Annotated in this window: 24 protein-coding genes and 1 riboswitch; of the genes, 16 read left to right on the top strand and 8 right to left on the bottom strand. The window is 71.6% G+C overall.

Annotated features, from left to right (window positions below; translation table 11 throughout):
* Positions 1-55 precede the first annotated feature (55 nt).
* Complete coding sequence (locus AB0J78_RS10285) at positions 56-856, top strand: pentapeptide repeat-containing protein (protein WP_363788436.1); 801 nt, start codon at positions 56-58, stop codon at positions 854-856.
* 141 nt (positions 857-997) lie between these two features.
* The gene (locus AB0J78_RS10280; RefSeq protein WP_363788434.1) at positions 998-1,654 is read left to right on the top strand and encodes a DUF6518 family protein; all 657 of its coding nucleotides are present in this window, start codon (positions 998-1,000) and stop codon (positions 1,652-1,654) included.
* Between the two features lie 174 nt (positions 1,655-1,828).
* On the opposite strand, the gene AB0J78_RS10275 is transcribed toward AB0J78_RS10280, so the two are convergent.
* Positions 1,829-2,680, bottom strand: coding sequence for a LysR family transcriptional regulator (locus AB0J78_RS10275; RefSeq protein WP_363788432.1), 852 nt, complete (start codon positions 2,678-2,680; stop codon positions 1,829-1,831).
* A 70-nt stretch (positions 2,681-2,750) separates the two neighbouring features.
* Here AB0J78_RS10275 and AB0J78_RS10270 point away from each other — a divergent pair, with 70 nt between their 5' ends.
* Positions 2,751-3,620, top strand: a complete 870-nt coding sequence (locus tag AB0J78_RS10270) for an EamA family transporter (protein ID WP_363788430.1) — start codon at positions 2,751-2,753, stop codon at positions 3,618-3,620.
* 163 nt (positions 3,621-3,783) lie between these two features.
* On the opposite strand, the gene AB0J78_RS10265 is transcribed toward AB0J78_RS10270, so the two are convergent.
* Together AB0J78_RS10265 and AB0J78_RS10260 are read right to left on the bottom strand one after the other, a co-directional pair.
* Positions 3,784-4,182, bottom strand: coding sequence for a VOC family protein (locus AB0J78_RS10265; RefSeq protein WP_363788429.1), 399 nt, complete (start codon positions 4,180-4,182; stop codon positions 3,784-3,786).
* Positions 4,183-4,249: 67 nt separating this feature from the next.
* Positions 4,250-5,293 (bottom strand): tyrosine-type recombinase/integrase, encoded by a 1,044-nt coding sequence (locus AB0J78_RS10260; protein WP_363788428.1) that lies wholly within the window; start codon positions 5,291-5,293, stop codon positions 4,250-4,252.
* A gap of 184 nt (positions 5,294-5,477) precedes the next feature.
* Here AB0J78_RS10260 and AB0J78_RS10255 point away from each other — a divergent pair, with 184 nt between their 5' ends.
* Positions 5,478-6,254, top strand: coding sequence for an AAA family ATPase (locus AB0J78_RS10255; RefSeq protein ID WP_363788427.1), 777 nt, complete (start codon positions 5,478-5,480; stop codon positions 6,252-6,254).
* Between the two features lie 82 nt (positions 6,255-6,336).
* On the opposite strand, the gene AB0J78_RS10250 is transcribed toward AB0J78_RS10255, so the two are convergent.
* Positions 6,337-7,131, bottom strand: a complete 795-nt coding sequence (locus tag AB0J78_RS10250) for a helix-turn-helix domain-containing protein (RefSeq protein ID WP_363788426.1) — start codon at positions 7,129-7,131, stop codon at positions 6,337-6,339.
* 100 nt (positions 7,132-7,231) lie between these two features.
* Between AB0J78_RS10250 and AB0J78_RS10245 the strand changes: the two genes are divergently transcribed.
* The 3 genes from AB0J78_RS10245 (at position 7,232) to AB0J78_RS10235 (ending at position 8,821) form a co-directional block, all read left to right on the top strand.
* On the top strand, positions 7,232-7,996 hold the full coding sequence (locus AB0J78_RS10245; protein WP_363788425.1) for an alpha/beta hydrolase: 765 nt from the start codon (positions 7,232-7,234) through the stop codon (positions 7,994-7,996).
* Complete coding sequence (locus AB0J78_RS10240) at positions 7,990-8,118, top strand: hypothetical protein (protein ID WP_363788424.1); 129 nt, start codon at positions 7,990-7,992, stop codon at positions 8,116-8,118. Before AB0J78_RS10245 ends, AB0J78_RS10240 begins: the two co-directional genes overlap by 7 nt.
* A gap of 70 nt (positions 8,119-8,188) precedes the next feature.
* Positions 8,189-8,821, top strand: a complete 633-nt coding sequence (locus AB0J78_RS10235) for a maleylpyruvate isomerase N-terminal domain-containing protein (RefSeq protein WP_363788423.1) — start codon at positions 8,189-8,191, stop codon at positions 8,819-8,821.
* Positions 8,822-8,823: 2 nt separating this feature from the next.
* On the opposite strand, the gene AB0J78_RS10230 is transcribed toward AB0J78_RS10235, so the two are convergent.
* Positions 8,824-9,138 carry a multidrug efflux SMR transporter gene (locus AB0J78_RS10230; RefSeq protein WP_363788421.1) on the bottom strand — a complete coding sequence of 105 codons (315 nt, stop codon included), beginning with the start codon at positions 9,136-9,138 and terminating at the stop codon, positions 8,824-8,826.
* Between the two features lie 22 nt (positions 9,139-9,160).
* Positions 9,161-9,219: riboswitch (guanidine-III (ykkC-III) riboswitch) on the bottom strand.
* A gap of 147 nt (positions 9,220-9,366) precedes the next feature.
* On the opposite strand from AB0J78_RS10230, the gene argG reads away from it, so the two are divergent.
* From argG to AB0J78_RS10205, 5 genes are all read left to right on the top strand, one after another.
* Positions 9,367-10,782, top strand: a complete 1,416-nt coding sequence (gene argG, locus AB0J78_RS10225; RefSeq protein ID WP_363788420.1) for an argininosuccinate synthase — start codon at positions 9,367-9,369, stop codon at positions 10,780-10,782.
* Positions 10,783-10,934: 152 nt separating this feature from the next.
* Positions 10,935-11,507, top strand: coding sequence for a G/U mismatch-specific DNA glycosylase (mug, locus tag AB0J78_RS10220; RefSeq protein WP_363788418.1), 573 nt, complete (start codon positions 10,935-10,937; stop codon positions 11,505-11,507).
* Between the two features lie 136 nt (positions 11,508-11,643).
* Positions 11,644-12,345: a hypothetical protein gene (locus AB0J78_RS10215; RefSeq protein WP_363788416.1), complete on the top strand. Its 702-nt coding sequence runs from the start codon at positions 11,644-11,646 to the stop codon at positions 12,343-12,345.
* A 228-nt stretch (positions 12,346-12,573) separates the two neighbouring features.
* Positions 12,574-13,356 (top strand): GntR family transcriptional regulator, encoded by a 783-nt coding sequence (locus AB0J78_RS10210; RefSeq protein WP_363788415.1) that lies wholly within the window; start codon positions 12,574-12,576, stop codon positions 13,354-13,356.
* A gap of 82 nt (positions 13,357-13,438) precedes the next feature.
* The gene (locus AB0J78_RS10205) at positions 13,439-14,200 is read left to right on the top strand and encodes a sulfite exporter TauE/SafE family protein (RefSeq protein WP_363788414.1); all 762 of its coding nucleotides are present in this window, start codon (positions 13,439-13,441) and stop codon (positions 14,198-14,200) included.
* Positions 14,201-14,230: 30 nt separating this feature from the next.
* Here the strand turns inward: AB0J78_RS10205 and AB0J78_RS10200 are convergent, their stop codons facing one another.
* Complete coding sequence (locus tag AB0J78_RS10200; RefSeq protein WP_363788413.1) at positions 14,231-15,034, bottom strand: ATP-binding cassette domain-containing protein; 804 nt, start codon at positions 15,032-15,034, stop codon at positions 14,231-14,233.
* Positions 15,035-15,235: 201 nt separating this feature from the next.
* On the opposite strand from AB0J78_RS10200, the gene AB0J78_RS10195 reads away from it, so the two are divergent.
* Positions 15,236-16,246 carry a s-methyl-5-thioribose-1-phosphate isomerase gene (locus tag AB0J78_RS10195; RefSeq protein ID WP_363788411.1) on the top strand — a complete coding sequence of 337 codons (1,011 nt, stop codon included), beginning with the start codon at positions 15,236-15,238 and terminating at the stop codon, positions 16,244-16,246.
* Here AB0J78_RS10195 and AB0J78_RS10190 read toward each other — a convergent pair.
* Positions 16,234-16,689, bottom strand: a complete 456-nt coding sequence (locus AB0J78_RS10190) for a MarR family transcriptional regulator (RefSeq protein WP_363788409.1) — start codon at positions 16,687-16,689, stop codon at positions 16,234-16,236. The genes AB0J78_RS10195 and AB0J78_RS10190 overlap by 13 nt on opposite strands.
* A gap of 98 nt (positions 16,690-16,787) precedes the next feature.
* Here AB0J78_RS10190 and AB0J78_RS10185 point away from each other — a divergent pair, with 98 nt between their 5' ends.
* Positions 16,788-17,708, top strand: a complete 921-nt coding sequence (locus AB0J78_RS10185; RefSeq protein ID WP_363788408.1) for a zinc-binding dehydrogenase — start codon at positions 16,788-16,790, stop codon at positions 17,706-17,708.
* Between the two features lie 107 nt (positions 17,709-17,815).
* Here the strand turns inward: AB0J78_RS10185 and AB0J78_RS10180 are convergent, their stop codons facing one another.
* A complete protein-coding gene (locus AB0J78_RS10180; RefSeq protein ID WP_363788406.1) occupies positions 17,816-18,538 on the bottom strand; it encodes a M24 family metallopeptidase in 723 nt (240 codons plus the stop codon).
* Positions 18,539-18,710: 172 nt separating this feature from the next.
* On the opposite strand from AB0J78_RS10180, the gene AB0J78_RS10175 reads away from it, so the two are divergent.
* Positions 18,711-19,199, top strand: coding sequence for a hypothetical protein (locus tag AB0J78_RS10175; RefSeq protein ID WP_363788405.1), 489 nt, complete (start codon positions 18,711-18,713; stop codon positions 19,197-19,199).
* On the top strand, positions 19,196-19,795 hold the full coding sequence (locus tag AB0J78_RS10170; protein WP_363788404.1) for a hypothetical protein: 600 nt from the start codon (positions 19,196-19,198) through the stop codon (positions 19,793-19,795). The genes AB0J78_RS10175 and AB0J78_RS10170 overlap by 4 nt, the downstream gene beginning before the upstream one ends.
* Positions 19,796-19,818 lie beyond the last annotated feature (23 nt).

Genomic DNA, 19,818 nt, shown 5'->3' with positions numbered 1-19,818 from the left:
GTACCAACGCCCCCGCCGCCGGCGATCACCGCTGGTGAGAGGACAATCCCAATCCATGGTGCAACAGCGGGAACTGCGGGGCGACTGCGCCCGATGCGTCGGGTTGTGCTGCGTGGCACTGCCCTTCACGGCCTCGGCGGAATTCGCGGTGGACAAGCCCGCCGGAACACCGTGCCGCAACCTGCTGGCCGACTTCTCCTGCGGGATCCACACCCACCTGCGCGAGCGGGGTTTCTCCGGCTGCACGGTCTTCGACTGCTTCGGCGCCGGCCAGCACCTGACCCAGCACACCTTCGGCGGCGCGTCGTGGCGGCAGGAACCCGGCATCGCCGGGTCGATGTTCGCCGCGTTCGCGGTCATGCGCGGCCTGCACGAACTGCTGTGGTACCTCACCGACGCGCTCGACCGGACCGACACCGCGCCCCTGCACCAGAAATTGCGGGACCGGCTCGCCGAAGTCACCGCCCTGACCGATCTCAGCGCCGAGGAGCTCACCGCCCTCGATCTCCACGCCCAGCGCGCCCAGACCGGTGATCTGCTCGGGCAGGCCAGCCGCTTGGTGCGCGGCGAGCGCCCCGGCCCGGAACACCGCGGCGCGGACCTGATGGGCCGCTCGCTGCGCGGCGCGGACCTGCGGGCGGCCAACCTGCGGGGCACGTTGCTCATCGCCGCCGACGCTCGTGACGCCGACCTGCGCCAGGCCGACGTGCTGGGCGCGGACCTGCGCGACACCGACCTGCGCGGCGCGAACCTCACCGGCGCCCTGTTCCTCACCGCACCGCAGGTCTCGGCCGCGCGCGGCGACGACACCACCCGCCTGCCCGCCGGCCTGCAACGCCCGGCCCACTGGCATTGACCCACCGGGGCCCTGCGCTCACCTGGACACAACCCTCCAGGCTCCTCGCCGATGACGGGGCGGACACTCCGCCATCCTGCGCTCCCGGGATTGGTCCGAACCGGTCTTCCGCCGCCGATCACGGCTGGGAAACTGCTGGGCATGGACCACACCGCAGCACCGCGCGGCGGCAGGCACCGCCGTCGCGGCACCGTCCGCGCCGTCGTGGTGGCGGTGGTGTGCGGGCTGATCGCGGGAGCGGCCACGGCCATCGCGCAGGGGACGCTGCCGGCATGGCTGTCGTCGCTGGCCAACTCCAGCGGATCGTGGACCCTGCTCGCCTTCCTGCTGGCACTGCCCGCCCCCACCGCGGCATCCGGAGCGGTGTGCGGATTCGGGTCCCTGCTGTCGATGCTGGCCGGCTACGTGCTCACCGACCTGCTGCGCGGCTACCCCGCCTCCACCGGGCTGATGGTGTTCTGGTCGGCCGCGGCGCTGATCGCCGGCCCGCTGCTGGGCGTGGGAGCGCAGTGGCTGCGGCGGCGGCCGGGAACCCGCGCGGCGCTGGGGCTTTCGGCGCTGTGCGGGGTGCTGCTGGGCGAGGCCGGGTACGGGCTGCTGGTCATCGCGCAGAGCACCTCACCGGTGTACTGGTGGGGCCAGGGGATCGTCGGGGTGCTGCTGCTGGCCGCCGGTGCCGGGTGGAAGCTGCGCGGGCCGGGGCCGGTCGTTCAGGCGATGCTGTTCACCGCGGCGGTGGCGATGGCGTTCGTGGTGGCCTACACGCACGGCCCCGCGCTGATGCTGCTCGTGCCATGATCACGATCGTCACCGGTGGTTCGCGCGGTATCGGCGCGGGCCACCCCGCTGATGCTGGCCCGCGCCGATATCACCAGCGAGTCCGATGTGGACGGGTTGTTCGCCGGCCTAGCTGGGTCAGGTGACGGGGCTGGTCCCCAACGCCGGGCTCCGGCCCGACCTGCCGGGTTCTGATCATCGCCGGTAGAGCTCGGTGAGCAGGTCGACGACCTTGCCCGCGTGGGTGTGCCGCTCGTCGCGCCACCAGATGACCCGCACCGGGATCGGTGGGGCGTCGCGCACCGGCCGGAACACCACACCGCTGCGCCGGTACTGGGTGAGGGTGGCCTCGGAGGTGATGCCCACGACGCGTCCGCTGGAGACCGCGGTGAGCCAGTCGTCGACGTCGGTGGTGTCTTCGAACGCGGGCCGCTGATCTTCCGGCCACAGCTGCGGGGTGGTGGATCCGGCGCGGCGGTCGAGGAGCACGGTGCGCTCGGCGATGTCGGCCAGCCGCACGAACCGGCGCCGCGCCCACCTGTCATCGGTGGCCATCGCGCAGTAGCGGCGTTCCAGGCCCACCACCACTCCGGAGAACCGCCGCCGATCGGGTTCCGAGCGCACCACGGCCACGTCGCACGCGCCTTCACCGAGCCCGGCGGTGGCCGAGTTGGTGCGCACCAGCTGCAACCGCACCTCCGGCCACGACGCCGCCCAGCGCCGCTGGAAGGCCACCGTGTGCCTGCCCATCGCCGACCAGGCATGACCCACGCGCAGGATCGCGTCCCCGGTGGTGGCCTCGCGCACCAGCTCCTCGGTCTCGGCCAGCACCCGCCGCGCGCGGGCCAGGATCCGGGTGCCCGCAGCGGTGGGGGTGACCTGGCGGCTGGTGCGCCGCAACAACCGCACGCCCAGGGCGTTCTCCAGACCGGCCAGGGTGCGCGAGACCTGCGCCTGCGACAAGCCGAGTTCGCCTGCGGCGTCGGTGAAGGTGCCGGTCTCCACGATGGCGACCAGGCATCGCAGCTGCCGCAACTCCACATCCATACCTCCAGCGTATCGGTGGCGTGGCGGATGCATTGTGCGCAACGATGCCCGGCCCGGGAGGGTGAGCGGCATGGCCACCACCCACACCCCCGCACCGATCGCCCCGGCCGCTTCCTCGCGCGGAGCGGGGGTGGCGTTGATGTCGGGCAGTGCGGTGTCCAACCAGACCGGCGCCGCGATCGGGTCGCTGGCCTTCGACACCATCACTCCCGCCGGGGTCGTCGCGGTGCGCCAGTGGATCGCCGCCGTGGCACTGCTGGCCACCACCCGGCCTCGCCTGCGGGAGTTCACCTCGGCGCAGTGGCGGCTGGTGATCGCCCTGGCCGGGGTGTTCGCGGTCATCAACCTCGCCCTCTACAGCGCGGTCGACCGCATCGGGCTCGGCCTGGCCGTCACCCTGGAATTCCTCGGCCCCCTGGCGGTCGCTCTGGCCGGATCGCGCCGCCGCATCGACCTGGCCTGCGCCCTGCTGGCCGCCGCCGGTGTGGCGGTGCTGATGCGCCCGCAACCCAGCGCCGACTACCTCGGCATGGGACTGGCGCTGCTGGCCGCGGTCTGCTGGGCCTGCTACATCCTGCTCAACCACGCCCTGAGCCGCACCCTGCCCGGCGCGCAGGGCACCGCCACCGCCTGCGGGCTCTCCGGCCTGCTGTTCCTGCCGATCGGCATCGGCGTGCTGCTCGCGTACCCGCCGACCTGGAGCGCTCTGGGCTTCGCCGTCACCGCGGGCGTGCTGTCCTCGGCGGTGCCGTTCCTGTGCGACGCGCTGGCGCTGCGCCGCGTGCCCGCACCGCTGTTCGCGATCTTCATGAGCCTCAACCCGGTGCTGGCGGCCACCGCCGGTTTGCTCATCCTCGGCCAGCACCTCGACCTCTGGCAGTGGGCGTCGGTGGCCGCCATCGTCACCGCCAACACCACCACCGTCCTGACCCGCCGGTGAGCTGGGTTACCTCGAGACCCGCAGCCGCGCTGGCGGCGACCTGCTCGAAATCCCGGTAGCGCTCCCGTACCTCGGATCGAGGAATCGCGCGGGTGGGGTGATCTGGTGATCACCCCACCCGCCGCGCGGCCCGGCTCCGCACCCGGGCCGATCGCGCGTGTGGTCAGACTTCGACGATGGCGATGTGGTTGCCGTCGGGGTCGCTGACCATGAACAGCAGCGGTGCCCCCGGGCTGGACTCGGGTTCGGAGTCGATCTGGACACCTCCGATGGCCCGCAACCGCTCGTACTCGGCGCGCACGTCAGGTGTTTCGACCCCGATAGCACTGCCACCGGGTTCCCCGCCGCCCATCGGGGGATTGAGAGCCAGGCGCGCAGTGGAACCGGGCGGGGCGACCTCCAGCCAGCGGTATTCGCCGTCGGGGCCGAACCGGGTGTCACCGCGCAACTCGAAACCCAGCTTGCCGATGTAGAACTCCAGAGCTGCGTCCTGGTCGGCGACGGTGAACATGGTGACGCCGATGCTGTTCACGGTCGTGGATGCTTGCGTGTTGGTAGCCATGCACTATGGACTACCCGGGTGGCCGGAAGTCACCGCCGCCTACCAAGATTCTTTTCGTCACCGTGACTCATTCGAGTGGTGCCTCAGGATCCCCGTTTTCGGGGTCATCACGGCTTGCCGTGGCGCGAGAGACCAGGTGTGCCGGGTCCCGGCTCAGCGACAGCGCGACGTGGTCGTAGAGCTGGGTGACCGCCGCGGAGGAATGCCCGAGGGCGTCGCGCCGGTCTTCCAGTGCGGCCCCGTGCTGGCGGGCGATGGTGTTGAAGGTGTGGCGCATCGAGTGCGGGGTGATGCGCTGCGGCATCGCGACACCGGCCTGGGCGGCCATGGCCTGCACGAGGCGGTAGATCTGGTGGCGGTTGACCCGGCGCCCGTCGCGGGTGATCACCAGCGCGTCGGTGTCGGCATCGGGTCGCTGCTGCAGGTAGGCCTCCAGCACCCCGTGCAGGGCGTGCGGGATCGGGCGGGTGCGCACCTTGCCGCCTTTCATCCGCACCGTGAGCACCCGCATCCCCTCGCGCTGGCCGAGATCCGACAGGTCGGCGTTGCACAGCTCCGACACGCGCACGCCCAGATCGATCAGCAGCGCCATCACCAGCGCGGATGCCTGTGGCCCGAGGGTGCGGTGGCGGTAGTCGCGGCTGCCGGCCAGCATCGCGCTCGCCTGCTCCGCCGAGACGCTGGCGGTCGGCGAGTGCCTGCGGTCGTAGCGCGGCCGGGCGGCGTCGCGGGCCGGGTTGGCATCGATCACCCCGGCGCGCACGAGGTAGGTGTAGAAGCTGGAGACCGCGGCCAGCTTGCGGGCGCGCGTGGAGGCCGCCGGTGGGCGCCCGGTGCGCGGGTTGGTGGCGGCGGCCAGTTCCGCGCCGTACATCTGCACCTCGGGCAACCGCACCGACAGCGGGTCCAGTTCTCGCCGGGTGCACCAGTCGAGGTACTCGCGCAGGTCCCGCGAATAGGCATTCCGGGTGTCGGCGGACTCGGCGAAGGACCCCAGCCAGGAGGCGATCAGCGCGGCCAGCGTGTGTCCCGTGCGCGTGGCCGAGGCGAGGAGTTCCGTTTGCGCCCGCGTCCCCACCGCATCCGGCCCGCGCCCCATCTCGATCTCCATCACCCGACCCTACCGCACATAAGCGCGATTATGCGCGCCGCCCCTCGGTCCGTTTTCGCTGGATCGGGTTCCATTTCGTTGGGTTAGAAACGTTAGTAACGTAATTGGTTTTGGGGGTGGACGAAACCTGGCGAGAACTGCCGGGGCGACTTCCGGAGGCGCGCGGGCGCGCTAGCGTCGGGCGATGCGTCAGAGCTGGGACTCGCGTCGGGCCACCGGCGCCTTCATCCGCCACGCCCGCCTGGACACCGGCGGGGACACCGGCCGCTACCCCTTCACGCTGCCGGTGGTCTCCCACTTGGCCGCGGGCGGCGGAGTGGACCTGGATTCATCAGTGACGTTTCTGGTCGGGGAGAACGGGAGCGGCAAGTCCACGCTCGTCGAAGCGATCGCGACCGCGGCGGGTTTCAACCCCGAAGGCGGCTCCCAGTCATTCCGCTTCGCCACCCGCGCCACCGAGTCCAGCCTCGGCGATCACCTGATCCTGCGCTGGAACCGCAAACCGCGCACCGGGTTCTTCCTGCGCGCCGAGTCCTACTACAACGTCGCCAGCGAGATCGAACGCCTCGACGAGGACCCGTACTCGCCGTCCTTGCTGCCGGCCTACGGCGGGGTGTCGCCGCACGAGCGCTCGCACGGCGAGTCCTTCCTGGACCTGGTCACCCACCGCTTCGGCCCCGGCGGCCTCTACGTCCTCGACGAACCCGAGGCGGCGCTGTCGGTGCGTGGCTGCATGGCACTGCTGGCACGGTTGGCCGAGTTGGCGCGGCAGGGAAGCCAGATCATCATCGCCACGCACTCCCCCGTTCTGCTGGCGCTGCCGGGCGCGCGCATCATCGAGATCGACGACGACGGCACCACGGCGACCACCGACTTCGACCACGCGCTGCCGGTCCGCCTCACCCGGGATTTCCTGGCCGGCCCGGACAAGTACCTCCGCCACCTGCTCGACGAGGACTGACGGGGCATCAATCCGGCACACTGCGGTCCCGGAGCGAGCGGCATCTCGTCGCCTGGGCGCGGCCGGTGGCACTTCGCGAAGTTCACCGGCGTTGCGGCCGGGTTTCGCCGAAGGTCCGCCGGTAGGCGCCGGGGGTGGTGCCGAAGTGCGCCCGGAAGCGGCGGCGCAGGTTGACCGCCGAGGCGAGTCCGACCCGGGTGGCGATGGCCTCCACCGGAAGGGCGGTCTGTTCCAGCAGCACTCGTGTCGCGTCGAGGCGCTGGCCGAGCAGCCACCGCCCGGGGCTGGTGCCGAGCTGTTCGGTGAACCGCCGGGCCAGAGTTCGCGACGACAGCCCGGCGTGCTCGGCGAGGTGGCAGACGGTCAGGGTGTGGAGTTGGGAGGTGGCCCACTCCAGCAGTGGCGCCAAGGACTCGTCCGCTCGGGCCGGTGCGGGTGGTGCGGCGTACTGGAGTTGGCTTCCTTCCCGGTGCGGTGGCAGCACCATGTTCCGGGCGATCTGGGAGGCGTATGCCGCGCCGTGGTCGGACCGGACCAGGTGCAGGCACAGGTCGATGCCCGCGCCGGTCCCGGCGCTGGTCGCCACGTCGCCGTGGTCGACGTAGAGCACGTCGGGATCCACCTGCACCTCGGGGAAGGTGGCGGCGAGTTGGGCGGTCTGGCGCCAGTGGGTGGTGGCGCGGCGGCCGTCGAGCAGACCGGTCTGGGCGAGGACGAACGCCCCCGTGCAGATGGCGACGATCCTCGCCCCGCGCTGGTGAGCCCTCCCCAGCGCCTCGGTGATGGCCGGTGGCGCGGGTGTGCCGGGTGGCTGCCAGCCGGGGATGACCACGGTGTCCGCGCTCTGCAGGGCCTCCAGCCCTGCCTCGACGAGCATCGTGTAGCCGATGGTGGTCCGGAGGGGGCCGGGGTCCTCGGCGCAGATCGAGAAGTCGTAGGCGGTCAGCTACCTGACCGCAGAGCAGGACGGCCCGGCCGTGTTGCTGCTGCACGGGACCTATTGGAGCCGGGTGTGGCTTCCGGTGCTGGGGCGCCTCGCGCAGGCGGGGCTGCGGCCCTTCGCGGTCGATTTCCCCGGGCTGGGGCGCTCGGGAGGCGAGCTCACCTTGGAAACGGCCACGGTTCCGGCCCTGGCGGAGTGGGTGGTGCGAGTGGTCTCCGCGCTGAAGATCTCCGGGCCGATCGCCGTGGCAGGTCATGACATCGGTGGCGCCGTCGCCCAGCGCCTGCTGGTCCACGATCAGCTGGAGGTGAGCCGGCTGGCCTTGGTCAACTCGGTGGTCTACGACTCCTGGCCCGCGCCCCACGTGGGCCGGTACCGGGACCCGCTGGTCGCCGCGGCGACCACCGTCGATGAACTGCTCGCCGCACGCCGACAGGCCGTGACGGGGGCGCTGGCGGGTGCCGCCACCGAGCAGCGGATCGCCGAGTACCTGCAGCCGTGGACCGATCCGCGGGTCGGACGCTCCTGGCTCGCCATGGCGGGCGCGGCCGACAGCCGCTACACCCTTGATCTCGTTCCCGCGCTGCGGCGTTCCACGGTGCCCAAGTTGCTGATCTGGGGCGAGGACGACGTCGACGAGAAGGTGGAGTACGCCGAGAAGTTCGCCCGGGAGGTCCCGCGGACCACGCTGGTCCGCATCCCGGAGGCCGACCACATCCCCACCGAGAACGCCCCCGGCCAGATCGCCCGTGCCCTCATCGATTTCTGTCGTCCCGCCCCGCATCGGCAGCGATGCTGACCGTCTGGCTGCTGCTCGGCCTCACAGCGCTGATCGCACTGTCGGTCGCGATCGACCTGGTCCTCTGGGCGCGCCACCTCCCCGAAGCACGAGGCGCGCCGCACAGCCATGACCCCGGTTGACGTCGGGAAGTCCGAGGTGGTGTGGCAAAACCCGGGGCGACCGCGGGTGTGGTGGCGGTACGGTTCGGGGATGTCTCGATCAGCGGTGACCGCCGATGACCTGGCTCGTTGCGTGCGACTGGCCGTGGCGGTCTTGCGGGAGGTGCCGGAGGACTCGTGGCGGGCGAAGGCCGGTTCGCTGGAGTGGGATCGCTGGGAAACGGTCGAGCACCTCAGCGATGACCTGTTCGCCTACGCCGTCCAGCTCAGCCCCGCGGCACCGGCGTTGGACGGTCTCGTGCCGTTCGTGTGGCAACCGCGCCGGGAGGGCGGGCCGTACAACGCCGTGCACGCCGACCCCGATGCCGGGCCGGAGGGACTGCTGCAGACGCTGGAGGCCACCGCAGCGCTGCTGGTGGCCATGGTGCGCACGGCATCACCGCAGATGCGCTCGCACCACACGTTCGGCCGCTCCGATCCCGAAGGCTTCGCGGCGATGGGCATCGTGGAAACCCTCGTGCACACCCACGACGTCACCGACGGCCTCGGTCTGGCCTGGACCCCACCTGCCGAGCTGTGCTCCCGCGTGCTCGACCGGCTCTTCCCCGAAGCCCCCGCCGCGACCGATCCGTGGCCGGTGCTGCTGTGGTCGACCGGCCGCGCGGACCTGCCCGGCCGCCCCAGGCCGGTGACGTGGCGCTGGGACGGCACACCCCCGGGATGAGGTCAGTGGGCGAGCTTGAGGCCGACCACGCAGCTGATCAGGCCCAGCAGCAGCGCGATCTTCAGCGGTGAGATCGATTCGTCGCCGGTGGCCATCGAGTAGCCGACGGTGAGCACCGCGCCGATGGCCACCCACACCGCGTAGGAGGTGCCCACGGGCAGCGTCCGCATCGCGATCGCCAGCCCGCCCATGCTGATCGCGAGCGCGCCGGCGAACACCAGCGACGGCGCGAGCCGGCTGAACCCTTCGGATTTGCCGAGCGCGAGCGCCCAGACGGCTTCGAACATGCCGGAGATGATGAGAACGATCCATGCCATGGCGGTGCGCGCTCCTCGCGCGTCTGCACCGTCTTTGCATGGCCAGGTACGGTGCGCCTCGTCCGGATCCGATTCGCCTCTGATTGTGCCCAACTCGCGTGCCGGTGGCTCGGCCCGTCGCGGTGAGTTCGGGCACGTCACCGCCGCTGGCCTGCGGTTGGGGTGAGGTTGCACACCGATGGGCGACCCGGGTGGATAACCATACAGTCGGTCGCATAAACTTTCCGCATGTCCAAGGTTCTGACGTCACTGCCGGTCGGCCAGCGGGTCGGCATCGCCTTCTCCGGGGGTCTCGACACCTCCGTCGCCGTGGCCTGGATGCGCGACAAGGGTGCCGTTCCGTGCGCCTACACCGCCGACATCGGGCAATACGACGAGTCCGACATCGCCTCGATCCCGGGCCGGGCCAAGGACTACGGCGCCGAGATCGCGCGCATGGTCGACTGCCGCGAGCCGCTGGTCGAGGAGGGGCTCACCGCGCTGTCGTGCGGAGCGTTCCACATCCGCTCCGGTGGGCGCACCTACTTCAACACCACCCCGCTGGGTCGTGCGGTGACCGCGACGCTGCTGGTGCGCGCGATGCTCGCCGACGACGTGCAGATCTGGGGTGACGGGTCGACGTTCAAGGGCAACGACATCGAGCGGTTCTACCGCTACGGCCTGATGGCCAACCCGCGGCTGCGCATCTACAAGCCGTGGCTCGACGAGGACTTCGTGGAGCAGCTGGGTGGCCGGCAGGAGATGTCGGAGTGGCTGGTCGAGCACGGTCTGCCCTACCGCGACTCGGCGGAGAAGGCCTACTCCACCGACGCCAACATCTGGGGCGCCACCCACGAGGCCAAGTCGCTGGAGCACCTGGACACCGGCATCGAGATCGTCGACCCGATCATGGGCGTGCGGTTCTGGGACGAGTCGGTGGCCATCGCACCCGAGGACGTCACGCTCTCCTTCGTGCAGGGCCGGCCGGTGGCCATCAACGGCAAGGAGTTCTCCTCGCCGGTCGATCTGGTGCACGAGGCCAACACGATCGGTGGCCGGCACGGGCTGGGCATGAGCGACCAGATCGAGAACCGCATCATCGAGGCCAAGAGTCGGGGCATCTACGAGGCGCCGGGCATGGCGCTGCTGTTCACCGCCTACGAGCGGCTGGTCAACGCCATCCACAACGAGGACACGGTGGCCAGCTACCACAACGAGGGCCGCAAGCTGGGCCGGTTGATGTACGAGGGCCGCTGGTTCGACCCGCAGGCGCTGATGCTGCGGGAGTCGTTGCAGCGCTGGGTGGGTTCGGCGATCACCGGTGAGGTGACGTTGCGGCTGCGCCGCGGCGAGGACTACTCGATCCTCGACACGCGCGGTCCGTCGTTCTCCTACCACCCGGACAAGCTGTCGATGGAGCGCACCGAGGACGCCGCGTTCGGTCCGACCGACCGCATCGGCCAGTTGACCATGCGCAACCTCGACATCGCCGATTCGCGGGCCAAGCTGGAGGGGTACGCGCAGCTGGGTCTGGTCGGCAAGGCCCAGACCGAGCTGGTGGGTTCGTTGCAGGCCGGTGGCGCGGAGGCGATCGCCTCGGTGGGTGCCGAGGAGTCCGAGTCGCAGGCGCTGGACCGCGCGGCGATGGAGTCGGGCACCGACTGACGACCCGTGGCCGTCCGCGCAGCACGCTCTGCGCGGGCGGCCATGATCGCATTCGCCCGCGCGGAGCGCGTGCGGGGGCGCTGGGTTCGGTGGCTCCGGGCGATGTGGTTAGGGTCCGATGATGGACCGGGGTCGCGTTGCGGAGGTGCGAGTTGTCGGGTGACCGGCCGAGTACGCAGGAGCTGGAGGCCGCCAGCGGCGTCACGATCGACGATGTGCTGGCGCCGGATCTCAAGGTGCTGTTCTGCGGGATCAACCCGGGGTTGTGGTCGGGTGCCACGGGGTGGCACTTCGCACGTCCGGGCAACCGGTTCTGGCCGGTGCTGCACGCCAGCGGGTTCACGCCGCGCGAGCTGGCCCCGCAGGAGCAGTCGGAGCTGCTGGGGCTGGGTTTGGGCATCACCAACCTGGTGGCTCGTGCCAGCGCGAAGGCCGCGGAGCTCTCCGAGGAGGAGTTGCAGGCCGGGGCGCAGGCGTTGACCGCGAAGGTGCAGCGCTACCGGCCCCGGTGGGTGGCGATCGTGGGGATCACGGCATATCGGGCGGCCTTCGGTGCCAAGCGCGCCACCTTCGGTAAGCAGGACCGGACGATCGGTGACGCCGGGGTGTGGGTGTTGCCCAATCCCAGTGGCCTGAACGCGCATTGGAGCGCCGGGACGCTGGCCGCGGAGTTCGGCCAGCTCAGGCAGGCGGTCATGGCCGGCGATGAGTGCCGCTGCGGCTGAGTGATCGACAGGTCCGGGTGGGTTAGGGAACACGGGGGTGTGCTTTACCGGTCCGTGACCGGTAGGGTCTGCTCCGCCGGAACGGAAGTCCCCGATCCGGTGACATTGGCCGTTTGCTGACGCAGAGTCGATACGGATGACTATTCAAGACGATCTTGCTCGACCGTGGTTCCAGCCCGTGGTCCCCTCGGAAGCGCAACAGCAGCAGCCGGATCCGGGACCGCCGACGACACGCATCATGGGCCAGCTGCCCGTGGACGAGGCGATCGATCCCGCCCCGACGGCACCCGGCCCGATGCCCGCCTCCAACGCTGCACCGCAGCGGCCGGATTTCCCGGCCACCGCCCCGCAGCCCCCGATGCACGAGGCCCCGCAGAACTCCCGTCCGCCGCGGCCGAGCACGGCGATGTCGGAAGGCACGACGTTCGCCGAGGCGCTCAATCCCGGTGCGCAGCAGCACTTCTCCCCCGGCCCGAACCCCGCCGCGCAGGACTCCATCGCCGGTGACACGGCGTTCCAGGCGTTCTACAGCGACGAACCGGCTTCGCTGCCCTCGATCCCGCCGGCCGGTCCGCCGATGGCGCCACCGCCGATTCCCGAGCACGTCGAGGTCACCCAGCCCTACATCCCCGCGATTCGTGACGAGCAGCCGGAGTTCGCCAAGCGCCTCGATCCGCAGGCCGCGGCGTCCCCGACGGCGTTGACCGGTCCGCAGCCGGCGGTCACCGAGCGTCCCGCGCCCGCCCCGGCCCGCAAGCGCGGCTTGATGCGCCGGGTGGTGCGCCGGATCATCGGACCGGACCTGCTGCGCAAGGACCCGCCGAAGAAGCGCCGCTAGAACCCTCTTTCGCCTCGTCGGTGGTCCTGGCACGGGCGCAGACCTGCATCCTGCGCCCGTGCCAGGACCACCGTTCTTTCACGCCCGGATTCGCCGGATCGGCGACGCCGCCGTCGTCAGGTGGCGCAATGCCCTCCTCGGCGACGCCTTCCCGCTGGTCATGCGTCCGCGCAGGTCATGTGGGGTGGCGAAACTCGGACGTGATCTGTGCTCAGTACCGTCGGCGCGGTGAATCGAACTGTCAGCGCGACCGCGGGGCGGCGCGTGCCCGCTGGAGGGGTTTCCTCGCGCCCGAGGGCTGAACGGGCGCGGCAGCTGGCCGATGTGCTGCGGCAGCAGATCACGGCCGGCCGCTTCGATCAGGGCAGGTTGCCGGACGAGCGCAGGTTGAGCAGGCGGTTCGGCGCGTCGCGCAACGCTGTCCGGGATGCGCTGGGGTTGTTGCGCGATGAGGGGTTGGTCTCCCGTCAGCCGGGTGTGGGCACGGTGGTGAGCACACCGAAGTACGGCCACGGGCTGGACCGGCTCGCGGGGCTGGCGGAGACGCTGACCGGGTGCGGCAACGTGTTCAACGAGGTGCGGGTGGCCGAGACCGTGGCCGAGTTGCCCGCCGCGATCGCCGAGCGGCTCGAAGTCCACCCCAGCGCCGGTGGTGTGCACCTCGAACGGCTGCGCTGGCTAGCAGGACTGCCCCTGTCGCTGGACACCAGCTACCTCACCGCGGATGTCGGGGCCGCGGTCGTGGCCGAGGATCTGGCCGGCCGGGACGTGTTCGCGCTGATCGAAGAGCACACCGGTTGCCCGTTGGAGCGCGCCGAGATCGCGGTGCACGCCGTGGCCGCTGATGCCAACACCGCGGCGCTGCTGCAGATCCCGAGCGGGGCGGCGGTGTTCGCCATCGAACGCCGCACGCGTGTCCGCGGGGGACGTGCGGTGGACGTGGAGTCGATCCGCATGCGCGCCGACCGCCTGATCCTGCGCGCCACGCTGCATCGCGGCGGGGCGAAATGATCGGTTGCTCGAACTGGCGGGAGGGCGTTGTGCCATCGAACCGCGCCGGTGAGGCGCTCGATCGAGCCGGGGCGGTGAGGTGATGGCCGGAGTGCCGTGGCTGGTGGTGGTGTTGCTCGGGCTGTTCGGGCTCGTCGGAGGAATCGGCATCACCGCCGTCGGCCCCGGCGGCGTGCTGCCCACGATCGGGCTGTTCACGCTGACCGGTGTGTCGCCGGCGGAGGTGGCCGGTACCGCCATCGTCACCCACGTCGCCACCGGTGTCCTGGCCACCGGTGTCTACACCCGCTCCGGTCAGCTGCGCGATCCCGAGACGCGCCGCACCGCGCTGATCCTGGCGGGCGCGGCCGTGCTCGGAACTCCGCTAGGGGTGCTGCTCAACACGCTGGTCTCCCCACGCGTGTTCGGGATCGTGCTCGGCGTGCTCGTGGCCGCGGCAGGCGCGCTGGTCCTGCACCGCAAGCCCCCGGCCGCGGCGGCACGCGCGCACCCACCCGCGCCCGTGGTCGCGGGCTTGGGATTCGCCGTGGCCGTGATCTCGGGTGTGGTGGGGATCGGCGGACCGTTGCTGACGGTGCCGCTGCTGGTCGCCCTCGGGGTGCCCGTGCTGGAATCGCTGGCCTCCGCCCAAGCGCAATCGGTGGTCATCGCCACCGTGGGGGCGCTGGGCTATCTCGCTCACGGCGCCATCAACTGGCCCCTGGCCGCCGTGGTCGGCATCCCGGAACTCGTCGGTGTCGTGGTGGGCTGGAAGATCGCCCACGCGCTGCCCACCCGCAGTCTGCGGTGGGCGCTGATCGTGACCCTGTTCGCGCTGGCGCCCTACCTGGCGCTGCGCGGTTGATCACCGGCCCGGTGCTCGGCAGGGCGGGGGTCAGCGGGCGCGGGCGTGCCAGCGGCCGTGGTCGCGGGTGATGTGCACGGGGTGGTTGAAGCACTTGCTGATGTGGTCGCTGGTGATGACCTGCTCGACCGGGCCGGCGGTCAGGCAGTGCCCTTCGCGCAGCAGCATGGCGTGGGTGGTGCCGGTCGGGAGTTCTTCGAGGTGGTGGGTGACCAGCACGGTGGCCAGCTCGGGGTGTTGGGTGCGCAGGTCTTCGAGGCTGGTGAGCAGTTGTTCGCGGGCGGCCAGGTCCAGTCCGGTGGCGGGTTCGTCGAGCAGCAGCAGGCGGGGTGCGGGCATGAGGGCGCGGGCAATGAGCGCCCGGCCGCGTTCGCCTTGGGACAGGGTGTTCCAGCGGGCGTGAGTGCGGTCGGCGATGCCCAACAGGCTGATCAGCCGGTCGGCGCGGGCGGTTTCGGCGTCGGTGGGTTGCCAGCGCGGGACGAGCTCGGTGGTGTTGGTGGCTCCGGTGAGCACGACCTGGCCGACGGTGAGCGGGCTGGTGAGCGGGTGGCGGGGGTTGACGTGGCCGACGAGGCTGCGCAGGGCGCGCATGTCCACGGCGCCGAGGCGGTGCCCGAGGACCTCCACGCTGCCGCGGGTGGGGTGCTGGTGGGCCCCCAGGAGGCTGAGCAGGGTGGATTTGCCCGCGCCGTTGGCGCCCAGCAGTGCCCAGTGCTGGCCGGGGTGGACCTGCAGGGTGATCGAGCGCAGCAGGTGCGCGCCGTCGCGGACGACGTCGACGTCCTCGGCGTGCAGCACGGGTCCGGTGTCGCTGGGGCGGGGGTGGGTCACGAGAGTTCCTTCGGGCTCCGGGCGGTGCGTGGGTGAGGTGGCGCGGGTGTCGCGGAGCCTCGGGTGATCAAGCCTGCGGGGTGCGGCGATCAACGCGGTGTCGTGAGCCTAGCAAACCAGTTGGTGGTGGCCGGGTGGGTGCGCGCGGCTGGTTAGGCTTTCGTCCGTCAGCTTCTTTCGGACTCGTGACCTGAGGATTCGATGTCTTCTTCCGCTGTGCCCGTGCCGGTTCTCGCCGACAGCGTCCGGCTCGACGACGACGGTGTGCACATCCTGGACCGGCGGGTGTTCCCGTTCGAGCGCCGGTGGGTGCGTGCGCGCACGGTGGAGGAGGTCGCGCGGGCGATCGAGGAGATGGTGACCCAGTCCTCCGGGCCGTACTTCGCGGTGTTGTGGGGTTTGGTGCTGGCCGCCCGGCAGGCCGAGGGCCAGGACCCGCAGGTGGCTCGCCACCGGGTGGGTGAGGCGGCCCGGCGGTTGATCGCCACGCGCCCGACCAACGACCAGCCGCGCAAGGCCGCCGCGTTCGTGCTCGAAGAGATCGCCGGACGCGAGGATGTCGCCGCGGCGGCGTGGGACGGTGCTCGCGCGGGCGATGCCGACTACCGGCGGCGCTGCCGCGAGATGGGACAGGCCGGCGCGGCGCTGCTCGACGACGGCGCGCGGGTGCTGACGCACTGCTGGGGTGATCTCTACCTGCTGGGGCTGGTGGAGGCGCTGGTGGCCGGGGGCAAGCGCCCGGAGTTCGTCTGCACCGAGACCCGCCCGTACCTGCAGGGTGCGCGGTTGACCGCGGAGTCGCTGGCGGAGATGGGGGTGCCCACGACGCTGGTGACCGACGCGATGCCGGCCTCGCTGATGCGCGAGGGCCGGGTGGATGCGCTGGTGACCGCCAGCGACCGGATCACCATGGACGGCTCGGTGATCAACAAGGTGGGCACGTTGCAGCTGGCCACGGCGGCCCAGGCGTTCGGGGTGCCGTTCCACGCGTTGTGCCACGCCCCGGATCCCGACACCGAGTCGGGTGCGCAGGTGCCGATCGAGTTCCGCGACGGTGACGAGGTCCTGCACACCCTCGGTCACCGCAGCGCGAGCACGCGGGTGCGGGGCTTGTACCCGGCGTTCGACGTGACCGATCCGCACCTGGTGACCACGGTGGTCACCGACCGGGGCGCGTTCGCTCCCGGCGAGGTGCGCCGCTACTGGGCCTGATCGGCGTGGTGCAGCCGTCGTAGCAGGGTGATCAGCAGTTCGCGTTCGGCAGCGCTGAGCGGGGTGAGCAGCTCCCGGTTGGCCTGGTCGGCCAGCGCGGCGCAGCGCTGCAGGGTCGACAGGCCCTCGGGGGTGGCTGACACGGCGTTCTTGCGGCGGTCGCGCGGGTCGGGCCTGCGTTGCACGAGGCCCTTGTCCCCCAGCTCGTTGAGCAGTCCGACGACGTCCTTGGGGTCGATCTCCAGGCGTCGCACCAGTTCGGCTTGGGCCAGCGGGCCGTGTTCGGCCACAGCGGCCAGCACGGCGTGCTGGCTCAGCCGCAGCCCTTCACCGGCCAGGGCGTGGGCCACCAGGTCGCGGCCGCGCGCGGCGACGCGCCCGGTCAGCCAGCTGGGCAGGGACTGGATGTGGTGCAGAGCGCGGGTGTTGTCCTGTTCGGCCACGATCTCACCCTAGCCGAAAATTCGTTGGACTCCCCCACGGTTTTCCTCCTACTCTCGATTTCGTTGGTGGACCCATCGAATTCCGAGGAGTGTGCGTGATGCGACGCGTCAACTACGTCATCAACGGTGGACCGGAGGTCCTGTTCGTCGAAGACGTCCCCACCCCGGCGCCCGGTCCTGGACAGCTGCTGGTGCGCAGCGAGGCGGTCGGGGTCACCTGGCCCGCGGTGCGCCGCGTGCGCGAAGGGCCCGAGCCGATACCGCTGGGCGGGGAGGTCGCCGGGGTGGTGGAAGCGCTGGGCCCGGGGGCGCGGGGTTTCCGGCTCGGCGACCGGGTCACCGGGCTGTGCTTCGAGCACGCCTACGCCGAGCGGGTGCTGCTGGCCGATCACATGGCCTCGCGGGTGCCCGACCACGCCGACGCGGTGACCGCGGTGGCGCTGGTGCGCAGCGGGCTGGTGGCGCGCAGGGCGTGCGCGGCGGGCGTGGTCGGCCGGGGAGAGTCGGTGCTGATCACCGCGGCGGCGGGCGCGGTCGGCACGATGGCGATCCAGCTGGTGCGCGCCCACGGCGCCCGCGTGGTCGCCGCCGTGGGCGCCAAGCAGGACAAGCACGCGTTCGTGCGCACCCTGGGCGCTGATGCGGTGGTGGGCTACGACGATCCCAGCTGGGGTGAACCGGTCGACGTCGTCCTGGAGTGCGTGGGCGGTGAGGTGCTGGACAAGGCGGTGCGCGCTCTGGGCCGCGGTGGACGGTTGGTGACCTTCGGCGCCCAGCCCGGCGCGATCTGCTCGGGTGAGCTGATGACGCGGGGCGCCTCGGCGACCGGGTTTCGCATGGCATCGCCCGCCGCACCGTCGTTGCACGCCTGCTGGCGGGACGAGTTGTGGGACTGGCATCGGGAGGGCTGGCTGCGCACGCGCGTGCACGCCGAGATCCCGCTGGCCCGGGCGGCACGAGCGCACGAGGTCATCGAGTCCCGCGCCAACCTGGGGAAGGTGGTGCTGGTGGTGGACTAGGTCGGTCCTGCCGAATGGTCAGCAGCAGGCGGGCTGTTTTCCGCATGCAGTGCGTTCGACCGGCCGCCGGTGGGACACCGCGGGACCTGACCGGCCTGGCGCCGTGGTCAGGTGGTGAGGATGCGGGGGCCGGTGTCGGTGATGGCGAGGGTGTGGCCGCTGTGGGCTGCGCGGCTGTCGTCACCGGGGCGCAGCACTTCGCCGTCGGGGTCGAGGTGGTCGTGGCCGCCTGCGGTGAAGATCGGTTCGACGCTGAACACCAGCCCGGGGCGCAGCGGGATGCCGCGGGCCGGGTGCCCGTCGTTGGGCACGGCCGGGTCCTGGCGGGCCTGCCTGCCCACCCCGTGCCCGCCCACGGCAGGGATGCCGTAGCCGGCGCTGCGCCCGACCAGCCCGATCGCTCTGCACACCTCACCGAGCCGGGCGCCGGGGCGTGCCGCGGCGATGCCGTCGGCCAGCGCCTGACCGGTGGCCTCGATCAGCGCCCTGTCGCCCGCACTGGCGGGGCCGACGGTGCGGCTCGTGGCGGCGCGGGCGTGCCACCCGTGCCGCTCCAGCGCTGCGGCCACGCTGAGCAGATCGCCTTCGGCCAGCACGCGCCCGTCCGCTGCGCCTCCGGTGATCTCGTCGTTGACCGACGTGGAGATCACCCGGCCTCCGACCGGCCGCGCACCGGCCCCGGCGGCGACGTCGCGGGCGATCTCGTCGAGCTCACCCAGCGACACTCCCGCAGCGACGTGGGAGTTCACCGCGGCCAGCATCGCGGCCACCACCGCCCCGGTTTCGGCCAGGGCGTCGATCTCGCCCCGACTGCGCAGTTCGATCACCATGCGTCGATGATGCACCCCGGCACCGACACCTCTCACCACCGCGGATGCCTTGACGCTGCGTGTCGGGTCGTGCGTTTTCCGTCAACGCCAACGCTTTTCGCCCCGCGATGCGAGACGCGGTTCACCGGGGGCGCGTAAGGTGCCCGCAACCCCCGCAAGAAGGAGACGCCACGTGCGTGCCCAACCCCCCGACCTCCTGCGCCGCCTGTGGTGGAAGAGCCCGCTGGTGCTGCGCCTGGTGCCCGCATTGGCCCTGATCACCGCCACCGGAGCCGGTGTGGTGGCCAACCTGCCCGCCACCGGCGAACCCCCGCGCGCCCAGCAGCCGCCGCAGCAGGTCACGCTGCTGGCCCCGACCACCACACCGCCGCCCCCACCGGCGACCACGGCAGCACCCACCACCAGCCAGCCGCCGCCGACGACGAGCACGAGCACCACCACGCGCAGCAGCACCCGAACGACCACCAGCGCACCACCACCGACACCGCGCACCCCAACACCGACCCCTACGACCACGCCCAGCCCGCCATCGACGCCACGCCCGCCCGAGATCGCCGAAGGCCAGCCCTGCGACGAACCCGGTGACATCGGACGCGGGCAGAACGGCGACCGGTACGTGTGCGACTACGACGACGGCACCTGGAGGTGGCGCGAGCGGTGAACCCCGACCACATCCCCCACCAGCCCCTGTCCGATCGCGAAACGCTCGTGCGCGGCGAGCTCACCCCCATCCGCGACGAAGCGCTCTACGGGCACGAAACCCTCGCCAAGATCACCACCGAGCACCTCCACCGCGACGACGGCGAAGACCTCGACTTCCCCGACCAAGCCCCACCCACACCACCCCGCGGCACCCTCGCCGACGGCACGATCCGCACCACCGGCTGGTTGCAGATCGGCCCGCTGGCCCTGTCCTCGGGGCTGTGGGCGGCGCTGACCGGGCTGGCCGCGGGGCTGGCCCTGACCTGGCTGTGGGTGTGGCTGCCGCTGGTGCTGGCCGTGGCGGGGCTGCTCTGTTGGTGGGTGTTCACCCGCAGGCTGCGGCCGGCCTCGCGCGCCACCAACCTGCGCCGGGTGCCCGCGGCGAACCTGCGCCCGGGACTGCCGGTGCGCCTGCACGGCCCGATCGGACCGGTGGCCGTCGTGGAGACCCTCGCCAGCACCGACGACGGGCACATCACCGTGGTGTTCACCAACGGCCACCAGCGCACCCTGCCGGCACGCGCCCGCCTGCACCTCGTCGAGATCCTCGACTGAACCAACTGTTGACCGCCGTCGTT

The organism is Saccharopolyspora sp. NPDC049426, assembly GCF_040676935.1.
Taxonomy (GTDB): domain Bacteria; phylum Actinomycetota; class Actinomycetes; order Mycobacteriales; family Pseudonocardiaceae; genus Saccharopolyspora.
Note: the sequence above shows the minus strand (reverse complement) of the source record. Positions and strands in the feature narration are given on the sequence as shown.

Excerpts from the sequence above, each read along its gene's own strand:
- AB0J78_RS10285 (WP_363788436.1), top strand. The coding sequence starts at position 56 with ATGGTGCAACAGCGGGAACTGCGGGGCGACTGCGCCCGATGCGTCGGG.
- AB0J78_RS10280 (WP_363788434.1), top strand. The coding sequence starts at position 998 with ATGGACCACACCGCAGCACCGCGCGGCGGCAGGCACCGCCGTCGCGGC.
- AB0J78_RS10275 (WP_363788432.1), bottom strand. The coding sequence starts at position 2,680 with ATGGATGTGGAGTTGCGGCAGCTGCGATGCCTGGTCGCCATCGTGGAG.
- AB0J78_RS10270 (WP_363788430.1), top strand. The coding sequence starts at position 2,751 with ATGGCCACCACCCACACCCCCGCACCGATCGCCCCGGCCGCTTCCTCG.
- AB0J78_RS10265 (WP_363788429.1), bottom strand. The coding sequence starts at position 4,182 with ATGGCTACCAACACGCAAGCATCCACGACCGTGAACAGCATCGGCGTC.
- AB0J78_RS10260 (WP_363788428.1), bottom strand. The coding sequence starts at position 5,293 with ATGGAGATCGAGATGGGGCGCGGGCCGGATGCGGTGGGGACGCGGGCG.
- AB0J78_RS10255 (WP_363788427.1), top strand. The coding sequence starts at position 5,478 with ATGCGTCAGAGCTGGGACTCGCGTCGGGCCACCGGCGCCTTCATCCGC.
- AB0J78_RS10250 (WP_363788426.1), bottom strand. The coding sequence starts at position 7,131 with ATGCTCGTCGAGGCAGGGCTGGAGGCCCTGCAGAGCGCGGACACCGTG.
- AB0J78_RS10240 (WP_363788424.1), top strand. The coding sequence starts at position 7,990 with ATGCTGACCGTCTGGCTGCTGCTCGGCCTCACAGCGCTGATCGCACTG.
- AB0J78_RS10235 (WP_363788423.1), top strand. The coding sequence starts at position 8,189 with ATGTCTCGATCAGCGGTGACCGCCGATGACCTGGCTCGTTGCGTGCGA.
- AB0J78_RS10230 (WP_363788421.1), bottom strand. The coding sequence starts at position 9,138 with ATGGCATGGATCGTTCTCATCATCTCCGGCATGTTCGAAGCCGTCTGG.
- argG (WP_363788420.1), top strand. The coding sequence starts at position 9,367 with ATGTCCAAGGTTCTGACGTCACTGCCGGTCGGCCAGCGGGTCGGCATC.
- AB0J78_RS10215 (WP_363788416.1), top strand. The coding sequence starts at position 11,644 with ATGACTATTCAAGACGATCTTGCTCGACCGTGGTTCCAGCCCGTGGTC.
- AB0J78_RS10205 (WP_363788414.1), top strand. The coding sequence starts at position 13,439 with ATGGCCGGAGTGCCGTGGCTGGTGGTGGTGTTGCTCGGGCTGTTCGGG.
- AB0J78_RS10195 (WP_363788411.1), top strand. The coding sequence starts at position 15,236 with ATGTCTTCTTCCGCTGTGCCCGTGCCGGTTCTCGCCGACAGCGTCCGG.
- AB0J78_RS10185 (WP_363788408.1), top strand. The coding sequence starts at position 16,788 with ATGCGACGCGTCAACTACGTCATCAACGGTGGACCGGAGGTCCTGTTC.
- AB0J78_RS10180 (WP_363788406.1), bottom strand. The coding sequence starts at position 18,538 with ATGGTGATCGAACTGCGCAGTCGGGGCGAGATCGACGCCCTGGCCGAA.